We start from the raw sequence: 20,082 nt of genomic DNA, 5'->3' as shown, positions 1-20,082 counted from the left end.
ATAAGTATTTCATTGTTTATAATAAAATATATAATTGCTTATTTTAAAAGTATTCCGTGTTCCGTTTTTATATAATTGATAATTAACTATCAAAAAAAAACGCAACACGGAATAATTCACAGTACTAAAAACCTATTTTTTACTGTTTTCTATTTTTCTTTGATCAATGCGGTTTTGAGCAATTCTAAGTGCAGCATGGTGTGTGGTGATATTATTTGCAACAGCATAATCAAAAATCTCCAAAGTAGTATTGTAGATATTTTCTGTTTTACTCATAATTTCAGCTTTACCATAATGAGCAAGTTCAGCATAAACATTGATAATTCCACCAGCATTAATCAAAAAATCTGGCGCATATAAAACACCTCTTTCTTGTAAAATAGCACCATGAATATCTTCATTAGCCAATTGATTATTAGCAGCACCAGCAATTACTTTTGCTTTGATTTTATTAACTGTAGTATCATTAATAGTTGCTCCCATAGCACAAGGTGCGTAGATATCAACATCAGCAGTATATAAATCAGCTCCTGTATAAATAGTTGCATTATATTTTGTCCCTACTTCGTATAGTTTTTCTTCATTGATGTCAGCAATAGTAACAATAGCACCTTCTTTAGTTAAATAGTCAACTAATGTTTCACCAACATGACCGATCCCTTGAACCAATACTTTCTTTCCAGCAAGAGAATCAGAACCAAATTTATGTTTTGCAGCTGCTTTCATTCCCATATATACTCCAAAAGCAGTAACTGGCGAAGGATTCCCGGCTCCTCCTCTTTCTTCAGATATTCCGGTAACATAAGGAGTAACGTCTCTTACAATGTCCATATCTCTAGTTTCCATTCCCACATCCTCAGCAGTAATATATCTTCCGCTTAATGAATGTACAAATTCTCCAAATTTACGCATCAATTCAGGCGTTTTCTTGGTTTTAGCATCGCCCATAATAACGGCTTTTCCTCCACCAATATTCAATCCTGTAATAGCCGCTTTATACGTCATACCACGTGACAAACGCAATACATCATTTAAGGCTTCCCACTCGTTTGCATAATCAAACATTCGAGTCCCACCTAAAGCAGGTCCCATTACCGAATTATGAATACCAATAATTGCTTTTAAACCTGTATCTTTGTCATTGCAAAATACAATTTGTTCGTGATCATCAAATGATAATTGTCCAAAAACGGGATCCATTTTTTGAAGTTCCTTTCCTGTTGTGAAAGTTGCATCCATAGCGTTAATTTTTATAGTGATAAAATTATGAATTTGTCAAAAAGACAAGTCAAATTTACATAAAAAATGAATAAATTTCATTTTTTTATAAAAAAAATAAGCAATTCACATGTTTACTACTTTTAATCACTTTTCTAAAATTAACAATACAACAACAATTAATCAAAAAATAAGAGAATCATAATACCGAATATCATAAAAAAATGAAAGAATTAAGTTATTTAAACAAATATTTTATAAAATACAAATACAGTTTTTCACTGGGAATTTTGTTCACAATAATCGCACAAATCTTCATGTTATTCACACCTAAACTGATAAGCAAATCATTTAAGGCGATTGAAGAATTTTCAAAAGACAAAACCGTTGCTTCCGAAGTAATACGTCAAGAGTTAATTTCTAATGTTTTATTGATAATTGCCACCACCATAATTGCTGGTTTTCTTACCTTTTTAATGAGGCAAACCTTAATCGTAATGTCAAGACACATTGAATTTGATTTAAAAAATGAAGTTTTTAGACAATATGAAAATTTATCTCAAAATTTCTATAAGCAAAATCGTACAGGTGATTTAATGAATCGCATCAGTGAAGACGTCTCAAAAGTTAGAATGTATGTTGGTCCAGCCGTGATGTACTCCATCAATACTATTATTCGTTTTACAATAGTAATTGTATACATGTACAATGTATCTCCAAGATTAACCTTATACACCTTACTACCACTGCCTTTACTGTCTTATGGTATTTTCAAATTAAGTTCAGAAATCAATAAGAGAAGTACCATTTTCCAACAGTACTTATCAAAAGTATCCAGTTTTTCTCAAGAGATATTCTCTGGAGTACGAGTAATAAAAGCCTATTCATTAGAAGAACAACACCAAAAAAATATGGTTGCTTTAGCAAATGAAAGCAAAAGCAAAAGTTTGAATTTGGCCAAAGTACAATCACTATTTGGACCTTTAATGATGGCTTTAATAGGAATCAGCAACTTAGTTGTAATCTATTTTGGTGGGATTATGTATATTGATGGAACAATAAAAAGCATTGGTACTATAGCCGAATTCATCTTGTATGTCAACATGCTTACTTGGCCTGTGGCATCACTAGGTTGGGTTTCATCCATGGTTCAAGAAGCCGAAGCCTCTCAAAAACGATTGAATGAATTTCTAAAAACAGAACCTGAAATTCAAAATACAAACACTGAAAAATCAAACGTAGAAGGGGAAATAGTCTTTGATAATGTGAGCTTTACTTACGAAGACACTAAGATCAAAGCCTTAAAAGGAATCTCATTCAAAGTAAATAAAGGAGAAACACTGGCCATACTTGGAAAAACAGGATCTGGTAAATCAACTATTTTATCTTTGATTTCTCGTCTATATAACGCAACAAATGGTGCTATAAAAATAGACGCTAAAGAAATCAGTTCTTTAAATTTATTTGATTTAAGAAACAGTATTGGTATCGTGCCACAAGATGCTTTTTTGTTCTCCGACTCTATTAAAAACAACATTAAATTTGGTAAAGAAGATGCCACTGATAAGGAAGTGGAGTCAGCAGCAAAAAGCGCCGTGGTTCATGACAATATCATTGGATTCAATAAGCAATACGAAACCATTCTGGGAGAAAGAGGAATCACGCTGTCAGGAGGTCAAAAACAACGTGTTTCTATTGCAAGAGCCATCATAAAAAACCCTCCGATTTTATTGTTTGATGATTGTTTATCAGCAGTAGACACTGAAACAGAAGAAACGATTTTAAACAACCTTTTTGAAATATGTAAAGACAAAACAACCATTATAGTTAGCCATCGTGTTTCCTCAGCAAAAAACGCAAGCCGAATTATTATTATTGAAGATGGTCGAATTATTCAACAAGGAACTCATAATCAATTGGTAAATCAAGAAGGCTATTATGCATCTTTGTATTTAAAACAACTTTCAGAAAAAGAATTGCTTTAATTGTTGTGTAATACATAATTTTTTAAGATTTTTGAGTACTAGTTAACAACCATTAATTGATAGAACGGATTATGAGAGAAAATGACATGTTAGAAAAAGAAGAGATCTTTTCTAAAGTTTTACGCGCTGGAAGAAGAACGTACTTCTTTGATGTTAGAGCGACAAAAGCGGATGATTATTATATTACAATTACCGAAAGCAAAAAGTTTACTGAAGAAGATGGATCATTTCACTTCAAAAAACACAAAATATATTTATACAAAGAAGACTTTACCGCTTTCGCTGAAATTCTTAATGATATGACTTCTTATGTTTTGAACCACAAAGGCGAAGAAGTAATCTCAGAAAGACATCAAAGAGATTTCAAAAAAGAATATGCTACTGAAAAAGTAACCAACGAACAAACAATACCAAATATTTCTAGTTTTACCGACATTGATTTTGATGACATTTAATTAAAAATTAAATTCTTTTCATACTACCTATTAAAGCTAAAAGTCCGAAAATCATATGATTTTTTGGACTTTTTATTTTAATAAAAATAATATTTTAAACTTAAAATAAACATTAAATGCAAGAAATTTTTCAAAAATACCTAGAAAAATACGCCGAATTAGTTATTCCCTGGCTCCTAACAAGCGGTTTAAAAATCATCTTTATAATTGTTGGTGCTTTTATATTAAATAAAATCATTGTTCGCTTTATAGAAAAAATGGTACGAATTGCGGTACGACCTGACGGAATTTCATCTAAAGAAGCCGAAGAAAAAAGAGAAAATACACTGATTCAAATATTTACAACTACAGCCAATATTGGATTATTAGTCATTACATCCTTAATGGTTCTTCAAGAATTTGGAGTTGAAATCGCACCAATATTAGCTGCTGCAGGAATTGTAGGCTTGGCTTTTGGTTTTGGTGGACAATACCTGATTAGAGACATTATTTCAGGACTTTTTATTATTCTAGAAAATCAATACCGCATAGGTGATGTAGTGAGTTTTGATAATGCAAGTGGTACCGTTCAAGAAATTAGTTTAAGAAAAACAACTTTAAGAGATTTAGACGGAACCGTACATCATATTCCACATGGAGAAATTAAAAAAGTGTCTAATCTTTCCAAAGATTTCTCTCGTATCAATTTAGACATGGGTGTAGGCTACAACTCTAATTTAGAACATGTAATTAGTGTGATCAACAGAGTAGGAACGGAATTAGCCAATGATCCATTATGGAAAGAAAATATTATACTTGCACCACAATTTTTGAGAGTAAATGATTTTGCCGATTCTTCAATAATGCTCAAGATTTTAGGTGAAACACAGCCAAGTAAACAATGGGAAATTACTGGTGAACTTCGCAAAAGACTAAAAGTAGCCTTTGACAACGAAGGAATTGAAATTCCATTTCCTCAAATGGTTTTACACCATATAAAAGATACAGCAGTAGAAATTGAAGAAGAAAAAGAAGAGCAAAATAATAAGTAAATCTTTCCAAAATATATATTTTTAAAAGTCTGAAAGTCATCTGATTTTCAGGCTTTTTTATTTATATTTATAACGTAAAACTTAATCTAATTCCTCTTGAAAAACATCAGTCGCACGGTCTGGATTCTATCCTTGATTAGTTTATTTACAGATACAGCCAGCGAAATGTTGTATCCCATTATGCCTATTTATTTAAAGTCCATTGGATTTTCAATTGTACTCATAGGTATTCTCGAAGGTGTTGCCGAAGCGACGGCGGGATTTAGCAAAGGGTATTTTGGAAAACGCTCTGATGCTGTAGGTAAAAGAGTGCCATTTGTACAATTAGGCTATGCTTTTAGTGCCCTTTCAAAACCCATGGTGGCTGTTTTTATATATCCTCTTTGGATTTTCTTTGCTCGAACTATCGACCGCATTGGAAAAGGAATTCGAACGGGCGCAAGAGATGCCATTCTTTCTGATGAAGCTACTCCAGAAACCAAAGGAAAGATATTTGGTTTTCATCGTTCCATGGATACATTAGGTGCTGTTTTAGGACCTTCATTAGCATTAATCTATCTCTATTATTACCCACAAGATTACAAAACATTATTCTATATCGCTTTTATTCCAGGTTTATTGGCTGTAAGCGCCTCCTTTTTTCTAAAAGAGAAAACAAAAACGAATGCAGCACAACCCAAACCAACTCCTTTTTTTTCCTTTTTAAATTATTGGAAAACCAGTCCAGTTATGTATCGAAAAGTAGTCATTGGACTTCTTGCTTTTACCTTGTTTAACAGTTCCGATGTTTTTCTTTTGCTTAAAGCAAAACAATCTGGATTAAGTGACACTAAGGTAATTGGTATTTATATTTTTTACAATTTAGTATATGCCCTATGTGCTTTTCCTTTAGGAATTCTAGCTGATAAAATTGGACTAAAAAAAATGTTACTTTTTGGTATAGTCCTTTTTTCTGTTGTTTATTTCGGAATGGGATTTAATCACAGTAGTATTATTTTTATTGGTTTATTTTCCATTTATGGAATATATGCAGCTGCATCTGAAGGCGTTTCAAAGGCATGGATTAGTAACATTACTGACAAGAAAGATACTGCAACAGCAATTGGTACTTATTCTGCCTTTCAAAGTATTTTCACTATGCTAGCCAGCTCCTTGGCAGGATTAATTTGGTATCAATTTGGCCCTGCAACCACATTTATAGTAACTGGAATTTCTAGTATTTTTATTTTATTCTATTTCATTCTGGTGACCAAAGAAAAAGGATAATAACTAGTGGTTTAAGATTAAAGTAAAAAACTTATATTTGAGTTACATCTACTCCTTTTTTACAATGTCAAAAGAAATCAACATTCCTAAAAATATCATTGGTCTGACTGATGCCGAAGTTCTCACTTCAAGAAATCAATTTGGCAACAATGAACAAATTCAAAAACAACAATACAAATGGTGGTTGACTCTTTTTGATATCTTAAAAGAGCCCATGCTTTTACTTTTAATTGCGGTATCGATTATATATTTCATACTAGGTGAAAACAGTGAAGCTTGTTTTATGTTAGCTGCAATAGTGGCTGTTTCTGGAATATCATTCTTTCAAGACAATCGCAGTAGAAAAGCATTGGAAGCTTTAGAAAAATTAAACGAACCATTAAGTACCGTTTTTCGAAATGGTGTTGCAATAAAAATTCCCACCCGAGAAATTGTCATAAATGATTTGGTTATCGCTGAAGAAGGCAATACGATCAATGCCGATGGTGAAATTGTGCACAGCAACGATTTTTCTGTTAATGAATCTACACTTACCGGTGAAGCCTATTCGGTTTTTAAATCGGAGAAAACGGATAAAAAAACTGTTTTTAGTGGCACTTTAGTTGCTTCGGGATTAGCAGTATATAAAACCACTAAAATTGGTCCTGAAACTGAAATTGGAAAACTAGGAAATTCTATTTTAAACATTAAAGAACAACCTACGCCACTACAAGTACAAATAGAAAAATTTGTAAAAGGAATGGCCATTATTGGCATTGTTATTTTCTTATTGGTTTGGGGTGTATACTACTGGAAAACGCATGACATATTGAACAGTCTATTAAAAGGACTAACCTTAGCTATGTCGATTTTACCAGAAGAAATTCCTGTGGCTTTCACGACTTTTATGGCATTGGGCTCCTGGCGATTAATGAAAGAAGGAGTCATTGTTAAAAAAATAAGAACGGTAGAAACCTTAGGGAGTGCTACAGTAATTTGTACGGATAAAACTGGTACTATTACTAAGAATAAAATGAGTTTACAATCGGTTTATACTTTTGATACCAATCAATTATTTGAAAAGGAAAATTGGAATAATCCTGAAGCCAAAAAAGTTATTGAAACAGCAATGTGGGCCAGTGAGCCCGTTCCTTTTGACCCAATGGAAAAAACAGTGCATCAAGAATATGAGGCTACTACCACTAATGATAACCGCCGAGATTTCTTGATGGTTCATGAATATCCCCTTGATGGAAAACCACCCATGATGACACACGTTTTTCAAAATCAAGAAGGAAAGCGAATAATTGCCGCAAAAGGTGCTCCCGAAACTATACTAAAAGTATCCAACCTCAATACCGAGGAAAAAAATACAATTTATAAAACGATAGAACTCTTGGCTTCCAAAGGCTATCGTATTCTTGGTGTTGCCTACTCTGATTATACCGAAAAAAGCTTTCCAATAAACCAAGAAGAGCTTCCCTTTCATTTTGTTGGATTGGTCATTTTTTATGATCCTCCTAAAACCAATATTCACCAGGTAATTAAACAATTCTATGAAGCAGGTATTCAAGTAAAAGTAATTACAGGTGACAATAGTGTGACCACTAAAGCCATTGCAGAAATGGCTGGGATAAAAAATCCTGACATTGTAATGGAAGGGGAAGAAATCATGAAGCTGGACGAAGTAAAAAGATTACAAAGTATTCACAACAGTACGCTTATGACTCGTATGTTTCCCGAAGCAAAATTAGCCGTTGTCAATGCACTAAAAAACGACAATCAAGTGGTTGCGATGATTGGCGATGGTGTCAATGATGGACCTGCATTAAAAGCGTCTCACATAGGGATTGCCATGGGAAAAAAAGGAACTGAAATTGCAAAAACTGCCGCCGATTTAATTCTAGTAGATGATGATTTATCCAAAATGATTGTGGCTGTAGCGGCAGGTCGTCGCATTTATACCAATCTCAAAAAAGCAGTACAGTATATTGTTTCCATACATATCCCCATAATCCTAACGGTTTCATTACCCTTATTTTTAGGTTGGATTTACCCCAATATTTTCACCCCAGTTCACGTTATTTTCTTAGAATTAGTAATGGGCCCTATGTGTTCTATTGTGTATGAAAACGAACCTGCTGAAAAAAATAGTATGAAACAAATGCCTCGACAATTGGGAAGCACTTTTTTATCACTAAAAGAAATGGGAATAAGTATTATACAAGGAATAGCAATCACACTTGGGATATTATTTGTATACCAATTAACAGTTCAAAATGGAGGAAACGAAAATTTAACCAGAACGATGGTTTTTACCACCTTAGTTTTCTCCAATATCATTTTATCGCTCGTTAATCGTTCCTTTTATTATTCGGTTTTTTTATCTTTAAAAAACAAAAATAACATGATGGTTTTTGTAAATTCCATCACTCTATTGATGCTTGGAATGATTTTATACATCAGTCCCATTGCCGACTTTTTTGACGTGCTCCCACTTCAACTTCGTCAAATTGGAATTTGCATCACAGTAAGTGGCGTTTCAGTTCTTTGGATTGAAATATGGAAGTGGATTAAACGCATTAAAAAAATATAATTACCTTTACTACATTAATTCAATTTGCTTATTATCAATTATTTAAATGTAATAAAATGAAAAAGAAAGACAAAATTGTGTATTGGGTTGCCACTGGATTATTATCTGTAATGATGCTTATGTCTGCTGGAATGTTTGTTTTCAACCATGCCATGGTTGAGGAATTATTTCAAAGTTTAGGCTATCCTATCTATATTATTTATCCTTTGGCTACAGCCAAGTTTTTAGGAATACTGGTAATCCTAACTAAAAAATCCACTTTCCTAAAAGAATTGGCTTATGCTGGTTTTTTCTATGATTTCCTGCTGGCCTTCAGCGCGCATATTAATGCTGGAGATGGTGGATATGTGCCTTCTATAATTGCCCTAATTTTACTTATTATTTCCTACTTTTACGATAAAAAAGTTTTTAAAACCACATAAATGAAAAACCCAATAGTTTCTGTAAGTTGGCTCAAAGAACATTTTGAAGATGCTGACTTAATTTTACTCGATGCCTCTCAAAAAGTAAATCAAACTAAAGAAGAATTACAATTTGAGGAACTGCAAATCAAAGGAGCTCGCATTTTTGATATTAAAAATGATTTTAGCGACACAACCAATCCATTACCAAATACTCTCCCAGATCCAGCTGCTTTTACTAAAGCAGCTAGAAAACTGGGTATAAACAAAGACAGTAAAATTGTGGTTTATGACAGTATAGGAATTTATACCAGTCCAAGAGCGTGGTGGTTGTTTACGATTATGGGACATGAAGCAGTTTGGGTTTTGGATGGAGGTCTTCCCGCTTACGCAAAAGAAAATCTTCCCGTAGAGAAGTCTGTCAAAAGAGAATATCCTTTGGGTAATTTCGAATCTAATTTCAATCCTGATTTGGTTAAAACCAAAGAACAAATTCTAGAAAACATTGACTCTAAAGAAGCGGTTTTGATTGATGCGCGTTCTAGTGATCGATTCTTGGGTGAAACCAAAGAACCAAGAGCTGGGCTTAGAAGCGGACATATTCCTGGCTCGATTAATATTCCATATACTAATCTTTTACAGGACGGGAAATTTCTTCCCAAAGAAGAATTAGTTAAAATACTTCCAAAACTGGATCGCCCTTTAACCTTTAGTTGTGGTTCTGGCGTAACGGCTTGCATTGATTTAATTGCTTACGAACTCATTGGAAATAAAAACATAAAAGCAGTTTACGATGGTTCTTGGACGGAATGGGGACAGATAGAGAGCTTACCTATTGAGTGATTTTTTAGTTGCATTTATGGCACTAAATTTAATTCAAGTACATTTTAAAATAGTAAAAATCAAAATAAAAAAACATTCAGATCTTAAAATTGCTGATTAGATTAATAATAAATTTCAATCATGAACAAAGAATATAAACTAGACAATCCTGTTTGGTATTCCTTGGCAGAAAGCCATAAAAAACTTGCGCTTACTTACAATAAAACACGCTTCTACAATCCAGATTATTGTTCTTTTGGTGCATTTAATGAAATCCCAAATAATAGCGAAGATTTAGTGGCTTACGCCAAATTAGTTCCTTCCTTTTTCATCTTTGGTGCAAAACCAAACCTTCCTCAATCTTTACAATTAAAAGACGAATTGCTGTGCTTACAAATGATTGTTCGCGAAAAAATCAACTTAACATATACTAATGAAATCGTAAAACTAGACGAAAGTCATAGAGCAGCACTTTTGGCCTTAGTAAAAATTGTTTATCCGGAATATTTCAAATCAAAAACAGCTGAATTAGGCAATTACTGCGGTATTTTTAAAGACAACCAACTCGTAGCTATAACAGGCGAACGCATGCAAATGGATGATTTTATCGAAGTAAGCGCCGTTATTACGCATCCAGAACACACAGGAAAAGGCTACGCAAAACAACTAGTGGCATATACCACAAATGCCATTTTTGAGCAAAACAAAATACCCTTCCTGCATGTAGCTGAAGCTAATGTAGGTGCCATCAAATTATATGAAAAATTAGGATTTATAACCCGAACTAAAATAAGTATCTGGCAAATTGCCAAAAACTAATCCCAATTCCAAAATTATAAGAACGCATAAGGTATTGAAAGCAAAAATGGTTTAATGAGCATCCATTTTTTTATAAAGTCCAATTAATTCACCCTTGGCAATTATATGGCTCTTCATTGCTGCTTTTAGTTCCTTTTCATTACTACTAGGAGGCAAGTAACTTAGTTTTGTATCTAATGCATATACTTGAAAGTGATAATGGTGAATACCCATCGGTGGACAAGGCCCTGCATATTTATTCATTCCCTTACTATTTCTGCCTTCAATTCCAGGTGAGCTATTTTCTTTGATGCTAGTTTTCGGATCAACATCCCAAACAATCCAATGGCAATAATCCCCATTTTTTGCATCAGGATCTTTAACGATAATAGCCAGACTTTTTGCATTTTCTGGAAGATCGTCAATAGAAAGTTCTGGGTTAATATTTAATCCATCACAACAATATTTTGATGGAATAGCACTGTTGTTTTTAAATGAACTGCTTTTTATTCTCAAGCTTGTGTTTATAGTTGTTGACATAATAAATAGTATTTAAGGTTTCTAATTAATTATTTGATCTCAATAAAATATGCTTCTTCCTATACTGTAACTAAAAAAATCATACGTGATGCTCGACTTTAAACTCTTGAATTTGATTAGCGCATTTACGGCAAGCTTCCGCACATTTTTTACAGTGTTCCATTTGGGCATGCTTTTCACATTCCGTTGCACATAAATCACACATCTCTTCACTGGCTTTTAAAAATACTGCTGAATTATCCGATTTCCTTTCTAGTATTTGTGCTGTCAACCGACAAATATCGGCACAGTCTAAGTCATTCATCTTACAAATACTCATATCCATTTCTTTTTCTAATTGACAGGCATCATAACAATGGGTACATTGCGCCGCACAGTACTGTAATAATTCAATCATTTTTTGATTTTCCATTTTATTAACTTTTAAATTAATACTTATTTTCATCCAAAACTCACAATAGCGATTCACTAGGAACCACAAATAGTTGAATTCAATTATTCTAATTCAATAGTATTCTAAAATTTGCATAGTTTGCGTAAAACTTCCTGCCTGATTTTAACTATTATATATAGCACTATTTTTATTTGGATATTAAAATTGACTTTGGGGTTTAGCCAATTGCATTTTGCATAATACAATCATGGTATAAAAAACACCTAGAAAGCAAGGGTTTGTATACATTCATTAACAAAAATTATTTGAAGCAATAAAAGTAAGTGCATTAGTGACACTTACTTAAATCGGGAAGTAAATTTAATCTTATTTTTTTAAATAAACAACTAAAAAACAGATAGTTACATTAAAATTAGCTGGTTTATAAGAAAATTATATTATTTTTTAAACTAAGAAAACTACCCAATTCGCAGTCCATTATCAATTTTGAAATCAGGGGCTAACAAAATAACATCCCCTTCGGCTCCAACTGCTCCTAAAACCAAACATTCGCTCATGAATTTTCCAATTTGTTTTTTAGGAAAATTAACTACCGCTACAATTTGACGATTCAATAAATCGTCTTTCGAATATCGTTTAGTAATTTGTGCCGAAGTTTTTCGGATTCCGATAGTTTCCCCAAAATCAATCGTCAATTGGTAGGCTGGTTTTCTGGCTTCGGGAAAATCATTGACGGCTAGAATAGTTCCTACACGCATTTCTGTTTTTTCAAAATCTTGCCAACTTAAATTATTTTCCATTTTAAATTTTGGTTTTGTTCAAATGACTTATAAAATCTAAAAATAATCATTTTAGGCAAAAAGCAATCCTTTTTTCATAACTTTAAACCTGAATATAAAATTAAAAATACAATGTCAAGAACTCCATCAAACATGCTCGCTCTAGGGACAAAAGCTCCCGAATTTTACTTGAAAGACATGAAATCTGGAACAGAATGGTTTTCTTTCGCTGATGTAAAAGGGGAGAAAGGTACTTTGGTCGTATTTATATGCAATCATTGTCCGTTTGTACTTCATGTAATTGAGGAAATTATAATGATTGCAAATGATTATAGGGTACAAGGACTTGGCATTGTAGCTATTTCGAGTAATGATGTTACAAATTACCCGCAGGATGCTCCAAAGTTAATGACCGAATTTGCATTCGAAAATAATTTTGAATTTCCTTATTTATATGACGAAAACCAAGAAGTTGCAAAAGCGTATGATGCAGCGTGTACGCCAGATTTCTTTTTGTTTGACAATCAAGACAAACTCGTTTACCGAGGACAACTAGATGACAGCCGCCCTGGCAACGGGATTCCCCTTAGCGGAAGCGATTTACGTGGTGCAATTGATGGCGTGATTTATAACAGAACCATAAATGCCGAACAAAAACCAAGTATTGGTTGTAATATTAAGTGGAAAAAAGAAGCGTAAGATTTAAACTTCCTAGATAAAAAAACGCCTCAAAAATATATTTTGAGGCGTTTTCTATTTATTTCAATAATCAATTATTATTTAACGTCCATTAATTCTACGTCAAAAATCAAAGTAGCGTTTGGTGGAATTACTCCTCCAGCACCATTTGGTCCGTATCCTAAATCAGAAGGAATCACGAAACGTGCTTTATCTCCTACTTGTAACAAAGCAATACCTTCGTCCCAACCTTCGATAACTTGACCTTGACCTAATCTAAATTCGATTGGTTTTTTTCTTGGATAAGAAGAATCAAAAACTTTTCCGCTTTCTAATGATCCTTCGTAGTGCACAGCAACTGTTTTACCAGCTTCTGCTTTTTTACCAGAACCTCTTTGGATAAATTGGTAACGCAATCCGCTTTCTGTTTTTTCAAAACCTGCGGCTAATTGTTCCATTTTGGCTTCTGATTCTGCTTTCAAAGCAGCTTGTTTTTTCAAACGAGCTCCTTTTAAACCAACAAATGCTTCGATAGCATTCCAGTTTTTAGCCTCATCACCTACTCTTATAATTTCAACTGACTCTAAAGCATCTCCTTGAGCAATAGCATCAACAACATCTTGTCCTTCGACAACATTTCCAAAAACGGTATGTTTATCATCTAACCAAGGTGTTGCAACGTGTGTAATATAAAATTGAGAACCATTAGAACCTGGGCCTGAATTTGCCATTGCTAAAACTCCTGGTGCATTGTGACGCAAATCTTTGTGAAATTCATCGTCAAATTTGTACCCAGGATCTCCAGTTCCTGTTCCTTGAGGACAACCCCCTTGAACCATAAAATCAGGAATAACTCTATGAAAGTTTAAACCATCATAGAATTTTTGTCCTTGAGGTTTTATTTTGTTTTCCATATTTCCTTCAGCAAGAGCTACAAAGTTCCCTACTGTTCCTGGTGTTAAATCGTGTGTTAGTTTTACTAAAATCGCTCCTTTTGCGGTGTTGAATTTAGCGTATATTCCGTTTTCCATTGTATTTGTTTTTTATAGAATTGCAAATTTACGAATTTAATAGCCAATTTGAAAATTTCAATATTTAGAAAAAGTAAACTGTTCTTTTGAAACTTTAAAGCGCTATACTTGTTATATATTTCTTCTAAAGAATCTAATACTACTTTTATAAAATGTGTTACAACTTTAAACAAGATTTCTAATTAGCGGATTTTATAAAAGCGATTATCTTTTCCGTTTTATCTTTAGATATATTAGCACGTACTCTCATATGCTGACCAATTACATCCCATTGCTCATTTGAATAAGCTTGTGGTGGAGGTGCATTATGACATCTAACGCAATTTTCACCCCAAAGCTGGGCACCACTTTTTTCTACTAACACTTCTGCTCTTTTAGTAGTACTCCTGTTTACTTCTTCGCTTGAAGGCATATTTGTATACAAATTTGATTCTGATGTTTTACAGCCTTCGAAAACTATAAAAGAAAAAAAGAGCAGCATAAAATAGATTATTTTTATATTTTTCATTTTTAACTATTTTTAGATTTAATTTTAAAAGCCATAAACCAATTGAGCAATAAGTGAATTGGGCTGATTGTCCTGCACTTGATAAGACACTTTAAAAACTCGATTCCAACCCAGCCAATAATTAAGCGAAAATGCAGTCTGTTTTTTTAAACCTCCACCCCAAAGTGCTTCTTTAGGTGTATCAAATTCTGAATATCTTCCTGCAAATTCTAAATTGTTGACAAAATCAGAAGTTGCTCCTGAAGGTCTTATTGAAGCTTGCACATAATAAGCTGTACTTTTATTTTTAAATGTATAATTTCCAGTTTCTGATTCAAAATCCTGATAGTAAGCATCACCAGCATTTAAACTTTTCCATTCCCCAAGGATTTTCAAATTAGAACTTATAGCTTCGATACTTTTAAAATAACTAACATCTACTGCATACATATCTACTTTTACATTTTCTAAACTAGTTCCAGAATCACCCGTTTTAGCTGCATGTTGAAATGAAAACCCTAATTCTAAGCTAGAATCATATAACGGAAGAATCCCTACTCTTCCACCGATTGCTTTATCCTTATTATTTTCTTTATAGGCTTCGTATTCAAACTGTCCTGCTTCATCTGGAGCATCTGCATTACCAGGGAGCAATTGAGGTCCATTGGAAATATAAAAATCATAATTTATAGTGGCTTTACCAATTTCGGCACCACCTTGAAGTCCAATCCCTGTTTCAACCATTGGACCTATACCACCATCCCCAAAACCCACTGGATTATTAGGAAACCGATTCAAATAACCTTCCATGTACTTCCCTCTATAACTACCAAATTTCGGTAAAAAACGACCAAAGTGTATTGCTAAATTATTGTTTAAAAAATAAACCATATTTACATATTCTAAAACAACTTCAACTGCACCATCACCAGTAGCAATCTCTATCTCTGATTCAATAAATAACTTATCTGACAGGCTCCACAGAAAAATGGGTTTAAAATCCACATTCCCAAAACCATTCTCTTCCTTATTGTACATATAATCTGCCTGTGCATTTCCTACAATTACGAGTTTAGTCTGGCCAAAAATCGATTTATTTAAAGATTTAGTATCTTGTGCAACACTTTTAAAAAGAAAAACATTCAAGCACAAAAACACAAATAACCATTTTGTCTTATTCATCTTTTTTTAATTTAATATTATTTATTTTTCTCTAAATATCTAATGTAGTTTACCAACTGCCATCGTTGATTTTCACTTAATGCGTCCTTATATGAAGCCATTGGTGATTTCCCTTCAGTTAATTTCCAAAAAATCGCACCATCTGTTTCATTGACAACGTTTATTGTCAAAAAATTTGATGGCTTAGGACTTAGAGCTACACCAGCACTTCCATTTCCTTTGCCTTGTATTCCATGACAAATCACACACATTTGATTGTATAATTTCTTTCCTTCAGCAGTTGCTTTTTCGTTGCCTTTAAACGGATTTATGAGATCATATGCAGATTTAGGAGCAACCCAAGTTTGACTTTGGGCATTAATTTTATCGAATTGAAATAAAATCAATACCAGTACAATTAAAAACAAATATTTATTTTTCATGATATTGAATATTAATTACAAGTATCTAATTTAAAGCTTTTTACAGTTAAAATACATGACATATATCATACTTTTATAATAATTCAATAAAATTCAGCTTCACTGTTTTCATATCGTTTTTAAAGGAAGTAGTTATTTAAAGTTAATGTTTTATAAGACCCCAAATTCCACTTACCCCTAGCCCAGATGGAAACGGCATCCTATTGTGCCAGGGTTTGGCACAATAGATAAAGTGGACAGCTGGAAATTGCTTCCTAAATAACTTATAGCAGAAGTGAATTTTTGAATCTTAAAAACTTTGTACCTTTGCGGCTTCATAACTTAGATAAGAAATTATGCGCATTGATATTGTTACCGTTTTACCAGAACTATTAAGGAGTCCGTTTGAAGCTTCTATTATGAAACGCGCTATTGACAAAGGATTAGTAGAAGTACATTTTCATAATTTGCGCGACTACACTACCAACAGACAGAAAAGTGTAGATGATTACCCTTATGGTGGTGGTGCTGGTATGGTGATGACCGTACAGCCGATTGATGCCTGCATTACGCATTTAAAAAGTGAAAGAGCCTACGATGAAATCATCTATATGTCTCCTGACGGAGAAACATTGAACCAAAAAATGGCCAATACCATGTCGATGTATGAGAATATTATTATTCTATGTGGACATTATAAAGGAGTAGATCAAAGAGTTCGAGATCATTTTATTACCAAAGAAATATCTATTGGCGATTATGTATTGAGTGGTGGAGAATTGGGCGCATTGGTTTTATCGGATGCGTTGATTCGATTGATTCCAGGTGTTTTGAGTGATGAAACCTCAGCGTTGACCGATAGTTTTCAGGATGGTTTATTGTCAGGACCTATATATACAAGACCTGCTGATTACAAAGGCTGGAAAGTTCCTGATGTTTTGACAAGCGGTAATTTTGCCAAAATAGATAAATGGCGAGAAGATAAGGCGTATGAACATACTAAAACAAGACGCCCAGATTTACTTGATGAAGAATAATTTTAAATGTTGCATTTTAAATTATAAATGACTCTAAATAAGTGTTTAAATAATTCAAAATTTATAATTTATAATTCAAAATAATTATTTACTTTTGCACCCACTTTAGATTAACCTCTGGCGAGATCCGTGAATGTTGATTTGATAAAAAACCATAATTAAAATTATCATGGCAGATTTAATGAAATTCGTTCAAGACGAATTAGTTGCAAGAAAAGATTTCCCTGTATTCGGAGCTGGAGACACAATCACAGTTTACTACGAAATTAAAGAGGGTGAAAAAACTAGAACACAGTTTTTTAAAGGAGTTGTTATCCAAAGAAGAGGTTCTGGTAACACAGAAACTTTTACTATTCGTAAAATGTCAGGTGCAGTAGGAGTTGAGCGTATCTTCCCTGTAAACTTGCCAGCTTTACAAAAAGTTGAAATCAACAAAAAAGGTGCAGTTCGTAGAGCTAGAATTTTCTACTTCAGAGAACTTACCGGTAAAAAAGCAAAAATTAAAGACAAAAGAAGATAGTCAACTGTCTCTTTATCATAAAAGCCTCGACATTGTCGGGGCTTTTTTTTGCATTATTCAGAGTATAAACTAAAAATAAAAATCACAATTTGAGGTTAACTCGTTAGTTATACTATAATTCGTATTTTTCTATACAAAATCCTATCCAATTATACTCTGATTTTCATATATTTGCTTCGCTTAATTTTAAGCAAAACATACATTCCACATCCTAGCATATTTAAGGATACGATTATAAAAATAAAAATAATGACTGAAAAATCAAAAATTGTTTACACTTTGACAGATGAGGCGCCTTTATTGGCAACTTATTCTTTTTTACCAATTGTTAAAGCATTTACTGCAACTGCAGGAATTGAAATTGAAACCGAAGACATTTCGTTAGCAGCAAGAATACTAGCTAACTTTCCAGAATTTTTAAATGAAGATCAAAAAGTAAAAGATGCTTTAGCTGAACTTGGAAAACTAGCTAATGATCCAGAAGCAAACATTATCAAATTACCAAATATTTCTGCATCTGTTCCTCAATTAAAAGAAGCAATTGCTGAACTTCAAGCTCATGGGTATAAAATTCCAAATTTTCCTGAAGAACCTCAAAATAAAGAGGAAAATGAAATCAAGAAAAAGTATTCTAAAATATTAGGTTCTGCAGTAAATCCTGTTTTACGTGAAGGAAATTCAGACCGTAGAGCACCAAAAGCAGTTAAGAATTACGCAAAAGTAAACCCACATTCAATGGGAGCATGGTCAGCAGATTCTAAAACAGAAGTAGCCTCAATGGAAACTGGTGATTTTTACGGAAGTGAAAAATCAATTACACTAAAAGAAGCCACGGATGTTAAAATTGAATTTGTTTCCGAAGATGGAAAAACAACTGTTCTTAAAGAAAGTACTCCTCTAAAAGTGGGTGAAATCATAGACAGCTCTGTAATGCATTTAAAAGCTTTAAAAGCATTTGTTACCAAAGCAATTGCCGAAGCTAAGAAAAACAACATATTACTTTCAGTTCACTTGAAAGCAACTATGATGAAAGTTTCTGATCCTATTATTTTTGGTGCAATTGTAGAAGTATACTTCGCAGCTGTTTTCGAAAAATATGCTAAATTATTTGATGAATTAAACGTTGACACTAGAAATGGTTTAGGTGATGTTTATGCAAAAATCGCTGGACGCCCAGAGCAAGCTGAAGTAGAAGCTGCCATAAATAAAGCAATCGAAAACGGTCCTGCATTAGCGATGGTTAATTCGGACAAAGGAATTACAAATCTTCACGTGCCTTCTGACGTTATTGTTGATGCATCTATGCCAGCAATGATTCGTACTTCAGGACAAATGTTCAATAAAGATGGAAAACAACAAGATACTTTAGCTATCATTCCTGATAGATGTTACTCAGGTATCTATACTGCAACAATCGATTTCTGTAAAAAGAATGGTGCTTTTGACCCTACAACAATGGGAAGTGTACCAAACGTAGGTTTGATGGCACAAAAAGCAGAAGAATATGGTTCTCATGACAAAACGTTCCAAATGACTGGAAATGGTGTTGTACGTGTTGTTGACACAAAAGGAACTGTATTAATGGAACAGGCAGTTGAAGCTAAAGACATTTTTAGAATGTGTCAAGCCAAAGATGCTCCAATACAAGACTGGGTAAAACTAGCTGTAAATAGAGCACGTTTATCAAACACTCCTGCTGTTTTCTGGTTAGATGAAAACAGAGCGCATGACAGACAATTAATTGAAAAAGTAAAAACATACTTAAAAGATTACGACACAACTGGACTTGATATTCGTATTTTAAACCCAATTGAAGCAACTAATTTCACATTAGTAAGAATCAAAGACGGATTAGACACAATCTCTGTAACAGGAAATGTATTACGTGATTACTTAACTGACTTATTCCCTATTTTAGAAGTAGGAACCTCAGCAAAAATGTTATCTATCGTTCCATTAATGAATGGTGGTGGATTGTTTGAAACTGGTGCAGGTGGATCAGCTCCAAAACACGTAGAACAATTCACTAAAGAAGGATACTTACGTTGGGACTCATTAGGTGAGTTTTTAGCATTAGGAGCTTCTTTAGAACATTTAGGACAATCCCTAAACAACTCAAAAGCAATTATTTTATCAGAAACTTTAGATGAAGCCAATGATGCTTTCCTGAAAAATGATAAATCTCCTTCAAGAAAAATAGGCCAAATTGATAATCGTGGTTCTCATTTTTATTTAGCAATGTATTGGGCTGAAGCACTTGCTAACCAAGGTAAAGATGCTGAATTGCGTGCTATTTTTGCGCCAATCGCAAAAGAATTTGAAGAAAACGAAGCTAAGATAAATACTGAATTAATTGGAGCACAAGGAAAACCACAAGAAATTGGTGGCTATTACCAACCAAATCCAGAATTAACAAGCAAAGCAATGCGTCCTAGCGCAACATTTAATGCAATATTAGCAAAAATCGCGTAAATCTATTTTA

General features: G+C 33.3%; 20 protein-coding genes. 12 read left to right on the top strand and 8 right to left on the bottom strand.

Annotation, left to right across the window (positions count from 1 at the left end; all coding sequences use genetic code 11):
* Positions 1–132: 132 nt before the first annotated feature.
* Entirely contained in the window at positions 133–1,239 is a 1,107-nt protein-coding gene (locus tag AB3G33_RS08710; protein ID WP_367768306.1) for a Glu/Leu/Phe/Val dehydrogenase, read from the bottom strand.
* A 203-nt stretch (positions 1,240–1,442) separates the two neighbouring features.
* Between AB3G33_RS08710 and AB3G33_RS08705 the strand changes: the two genes are divergently transcribed.
* From AB3G33_RS08705 to AB3G33_RS08670, 8 genes are all read left to right on the top strand, one after another.
* On the top strand, positions 1,443–3,203 hold the full coding sequence (locus tag AB3G33_RS08705) for an ABC transporter ATP-binding protein (protein ID WP_367768303.1): 1,761 nt from the start codon (positions 1,443–1,445) through the stop codon (positions 3,201–3,203).
* Positions 3,204–3,274: 71 nt separating this feature from the next.
* Positions 3,275–3,658: a PUR family DNA/RNA-binding protein gene (locus tag AB3G33_RS08700; protein WP_367768300.1), complete on the top strand. Its 384-nt coding sequence runs from the start codon at positions 3,275–3,277 to the stop codon at positions 3,656–3,658.
* Between the two features lie 116 nt (positions 3,659–3,774).
* Positions 3,775–4,689: a mechanosensitive ion channel family protein gene (locus AB3G33_RS08695; protein ID WP_367768298.1), complete on the top strand. Its 915-nt coding sequence runs from the start codon at positions 3,775–3,777 to the stop codon at positions 4,687–4,689.
* 96 nt (positions 4,690–4,785) lie between these two features.
* Positions 4,786–5,955, top strand: a complete 1,170-nt coding sequence (locus AB3G33_RS08690) for an MFS transporter (RefSeq protein ID WP_367768296.1) — start codon at positions 4,786–4,788, stop codon at positions 5,953–5,955.
* A gap of 64 nt (positions 5,956–6,019) precedes the next feature.
* Positions 6,020–8,530 carry a cation-translocating P-type ATPase gene (locus tag AB3G33_RS08685; RefSeq protein WP_367768293.1) on the top strand — a complete coding sequence of 837 codons (2,511 nt, stop codon included), beginning with the start codon at positions 6,020–6,022 and terminating at the stop codon, positions 8,528–8,530.
* A gap of 56 nt (positions 8,531–8,586) precedes the next feature.
* Entirely contained in the window at positions 8,587–8,952 is a 366-nt protein-coding gene (locus AB3G33_RS08680; RefSeq protein WP_367768289.1) for a DoxX family protein, read from the top strand.
* Positions 8,953–9,774 (top strand): sulfurtransferase, encoded by an 822-nt coding sequence (locus tag AB3G33_RS08675; protein ID WP_367768286.1) that lies wholly within the window; start codon positions 8,953–8,955, stop codon positions 9,772–9,774. It begins immediately after the preceding gene.
* A 120-nt stretch (positions 9,775–9,894) separates the two neighbouring features.
* Positions 9,895–10,572 (top strand): GNAT family N-acetyltransferase, encoded by a 678-nt coding sequence (locus AB3G33_RS08670; RefSeq protein ID WP_367768284.1) that lies wholly within the window; start codon positions 9,895–9,897, stop codon positions 10,570–10,572.
* A 51-nt stretch (positions 10,573–10,623) separates the two neighbouring features.
* Here AB3G33_RS08670 and AB3G33_RS08665 read toward each other — a convergent pair whose 3' ends face one another.
* From AB3G33_RS08665 to AB3G33_RS08655, 3 genes are all read right to left on the bottom strand, one after another.
* Complete coding sequence (locus tag AB3G33_RS08665) at positions 10,624–11,091, bottom strand: YbhB/YbcL family Raf kinase inhibitor-like protein (RefSeq protein WP_367768281.1); 468 nt, start codon at positions 11,089–11,091, stop codon at positions 10,624–10,626.
* Positions 11,092–11,170: 79 nt separating this feature from the next.
* A complete protein-coding gene (locus tag AB3G33_RS08660) occupies positions 11,171–11,503 on the bottom strand; it encodes a four-helix bundle copper-binding protein (RefSeq protein ID WP_367768279.1) in 333 nt (110 codons plus the stop codon).
* A 440-nt stretch (positions 11,504–11,943) separates the two neighbouring features.
* Complete coding sequence (locus tag AB3G33_RS08655) at positions 11,944–12,285, bottom strand: tRNA-binding protein (RefSeq protein WP_367768276.1); 342 nt, start codon at positions 12,283–12,285, stop codon at positions 11,944–11,946.
* Between the two features lie 111 nt (positions 12,286–12,396).
* Between AB3G33_RS08655 and AB3G33_RS08650 the strand changes: the two genes are divergently transcribed.
* The gene (locus AB3G33_RS08650) at positions 12,397–12,963 is read left to right on the top strand and encodes a thioredoxin family protein (RefSeq protein WP_367768273.1); all 567 of its coding nucleotides are present in this window, start codon (positions 12,397–12,399) and stop codon (positions 12,961–12,963) included.
* A gap of 77 nt (positions 12,964–13,040) precedes the next feature.
* Here the strand turns inward: AB3G33_RS08650 and AB3G33_RS08645 are convergent, their stop codons facing one another.
* From AB3G33_RS08645 to AB3G33_RS08630, 4 genes are all read right to left on the bottom strand, one after another.
* Positions 13,041–13,973 carry a peptidylprolyl isomerase gene (locus tag AB3G33_RS08645; RefSeq protein ID WP_367768270.1) on the bottom strand — a complete coding sequence of 311 codons (933 nt, stop codon included), beginning with the start codon at positions 13,971–13,973 and terminating at the stop codon, positions 13,041–13,043.
* Between the two features lie 178 nt (positions 13,974–14,151).
* Positions 14,152–14,481, bottom strand: a complete 330-nt coding sequence (locus AB3G33_RS08640; protein ID WP_367768267.1) for a hypothetical protein — start codon at positions 14,479–14,481, stop codon at positions 14,152–14,154.
* 24 nt (positions 14,482–14,505) lie between these two features.
* Positions 14,506–15,642: a hypothetical protein gene (locus AB3G33_RS08635; RefSeq protein WP_367768264.1), complete on the bottom strand. Its 1,137-nt coding sequence runs from the start codon at positions 15,640–15,642 to the stop codon at positions 14,506–14,508.
* Positions 15,643–15,659: 17 nt separating this feature from the next.
* Positions 15,660–16,064: a cytochrome c gene (locus AB3G33_RS08630; protein WP_367768262.1), complete on the bottom strand. Its 405-nt coding sequence runs from the start codon at positions 16,062–16,064 to the stop codon at positions 15,660–15,662.
* Between the two features lie 335 nt (positions 16,065–16,399).
* Between AB3G33_RS08630 and trmD the strand changes: the two genes are divergently transcribed.
* The 3 genes from trmD (at position 16,400) to AB3G33_RS08615 (ending at position 20,072) form a co-directional block, all read left to right on the top strand.
* Positions 16,400–17,080: a tRNA (guanosine(37)-N1)-methyltransferase TrmD gene (gene trmD, locus AB3G33_RS08625; RefSeq protein ID WP_367768259.1), complete on the top strand. Its 681-nt coding sequence runs from the start codon at positions 16,400–16,402 to the stop codon at positions 17,078–17,080.
* A gap of 169 nt (positions 17,081–17,249) precedes the next feature.
* Positions 17,250–17,600, top strand: coding sequence for a 50S ribosomal protein L19 (gene rplS, locus AB3G33_RS08620; RefSeq protein WP_367751816.1), 351 nt, complete (start codon positions 17,250–17,252; stop codon positions 17,598–17,600).
* Between the two features lie 249 nt (positions 17,601–17,849).
* Positions 17,850–20,072 (top strand): NADP-dependent isocitrate dehydrogenase, encoded by a 2,223-nt coding sequence (locus AB3G33_RS08615; protein WP_367768256.1) that lies wholly within the window; start codon positions 17,850–17,852, stop codon positions 20,070–20,072.
* Positions 20,073–20,082: the final 10 nt, after the last annotated feature.

It is taken from the genome of Flavobacterium sp. WC2421 (assembly GCF_040822115.1).
Lineage (GTDB): Bacteria > Bacteroidota > Bacteroidia > Flavobacteriales > Flavobacteriaceae > Flavobacterium.
This window is presented reverse-complemented; position numbering and strand designations above follow the sequence as displayed.

What these genes read in the sequence shown, in the direction of transcription:
- AB3G33_RS08710 (WP_367768306.1), bottom strand. Translation starts at nt 1,239, where the DNA reads ATGGATGCAACTTTCACAACAGGAAAGGAACTTCAAAAAATGGATCCC.
- AB3G33_RS08705 (WP_367768303.1), top strand. Translation starts at nt 1,443, where the DNA reads ATGAAAGAATTAAGTTATTTAAACAAATATTTTATAAAATACAAATAC.
- AB3G33_RS08700 (WP_367768300.1), top strand. Translation starts at nt 3,275, where the DNA reads ATGAGAGAAAATGACATGTTAGAAAAAGAAGAGATCTTTTCTAAAGTT.
- AB3G33_RS08695 (WP_367768298.1), top strand. Translation starts at nt 3,775, where the DNA reads ATGCAAGAAATTTTTCAAAAATACCTAGAAAAATACGCCGAATTAGTT.
- AB3G33_RS08685 (WP_367768293.1), top strand. Translation starts at nt 6,020, where the DNA reads ATGTCAAAAGAAATCAACATTCCTAAAAATATCATTGGTCTGACTGAT.
- AB3G33_RS08680 (WP_367768289.1), top strand. Translation starts at nt 8,587, where the DNA reads ATGAAAAAGAAAGACAAAATTGTGTATTGGGTTGCCACTGGATTATTA.
- AB3G33_RS08675 (WP_367768286.1), top strand. Translation starts at nt 8,953, where the DNA reads ATGAAAAACCCAATAGTTTCTGTAAGTTGGCTCAAAGAACATTTTGAA.
- AB3G33_RS08670 (WP_367768284.1), top strand. Translation starts at nt 9,895, where the DNA reads ATGAACAAAGAATATAAACTAGACAATCCTGTTTGGTATTCCTTGGCA.
- AB3G33_RS08665 (WP_367768281.1), bottom strand. Translation starts at nt 11,091, where the DNA reads ATGTCAACAACTATAAACACAAGCTTGAGAATAAAAAGCAGTTCATTT.
- AB3G33_RS08660 (WP_367768279.1), bottom strand. Translation starts at nt 11,503, where the DNA reads ATGGAAAATCAAAAAATGATTGAATTATTACAGTACTGTGCGGCGCAA.
- AB3G33_RS08655 (WP_367768276.1), bottom strand. Translation starts at nt 12,285, where the DNA reads ATGGAAAATAATTTAAGTTGGCAAGATTTTGAAAAAACAGAAATGCGT.
- AB3G33_RS08650 (WP_367768273.1), top strand. Translation starts at nt 12,397, where the DNA reads ATGTCAAGAACTCCATCAAACATGCTCGCTCTAGGGACAAAAGCTCCC.
- AB3G33_RS08645 (WP_367768270.1), bottom strand. Translation starts at nt 13,973, where the DNA reads ATGGAAAACGGAATATACGCTAAATTCAACACCGCAAAAGGAGCGATT.
- AB3G33_RS08640 (WP_367768267.1), bottom strand. Translation starts at nt 14,481, where the DNA reads ATGAAAAATATAAAAATAATCTATTTTATGCTGCTCTTTTTTTCTTTT.
- AB3G33_RS08635 (WP_367768264.1), bottom strand. Translation starts at nt 15,642, where the DNA reads ATGAATAAGACAAAATGGTTATTTGTGTTTTTGTGCTTGAATGTTTTT.
- AB3G33_RS08630 (WP_367768262.1), bottom strand. Translation starts at nt 16,064, where the DNA reads ATGAAAAATAAATATTTGTTTTTAATTGTACTGGTATTGATTTTATTT.
- trmD (WP_367768259.1), top strand. Translation starts at nt 16,400, where the DNA reads ATGCGCATTGATATTGTTACCGTTTTACCAGAACTATTAAGGAGTCCG.
- rplS (WP_367751816.1), top strand. Translation starts at nt 17,250, where the DNA reads ATGGCAGATTTAATGAAATTCGTTCAAGACGAATTAGTTGCAAGAAAA.
- AB3G33_RS08615 (WP_367768256.1), top strand. Translation starts at nt 17,850, where the DNA reads ATGACTGAAAAATCAAAAATTGTTTACACTTTGACAGATGAGGCGCCT.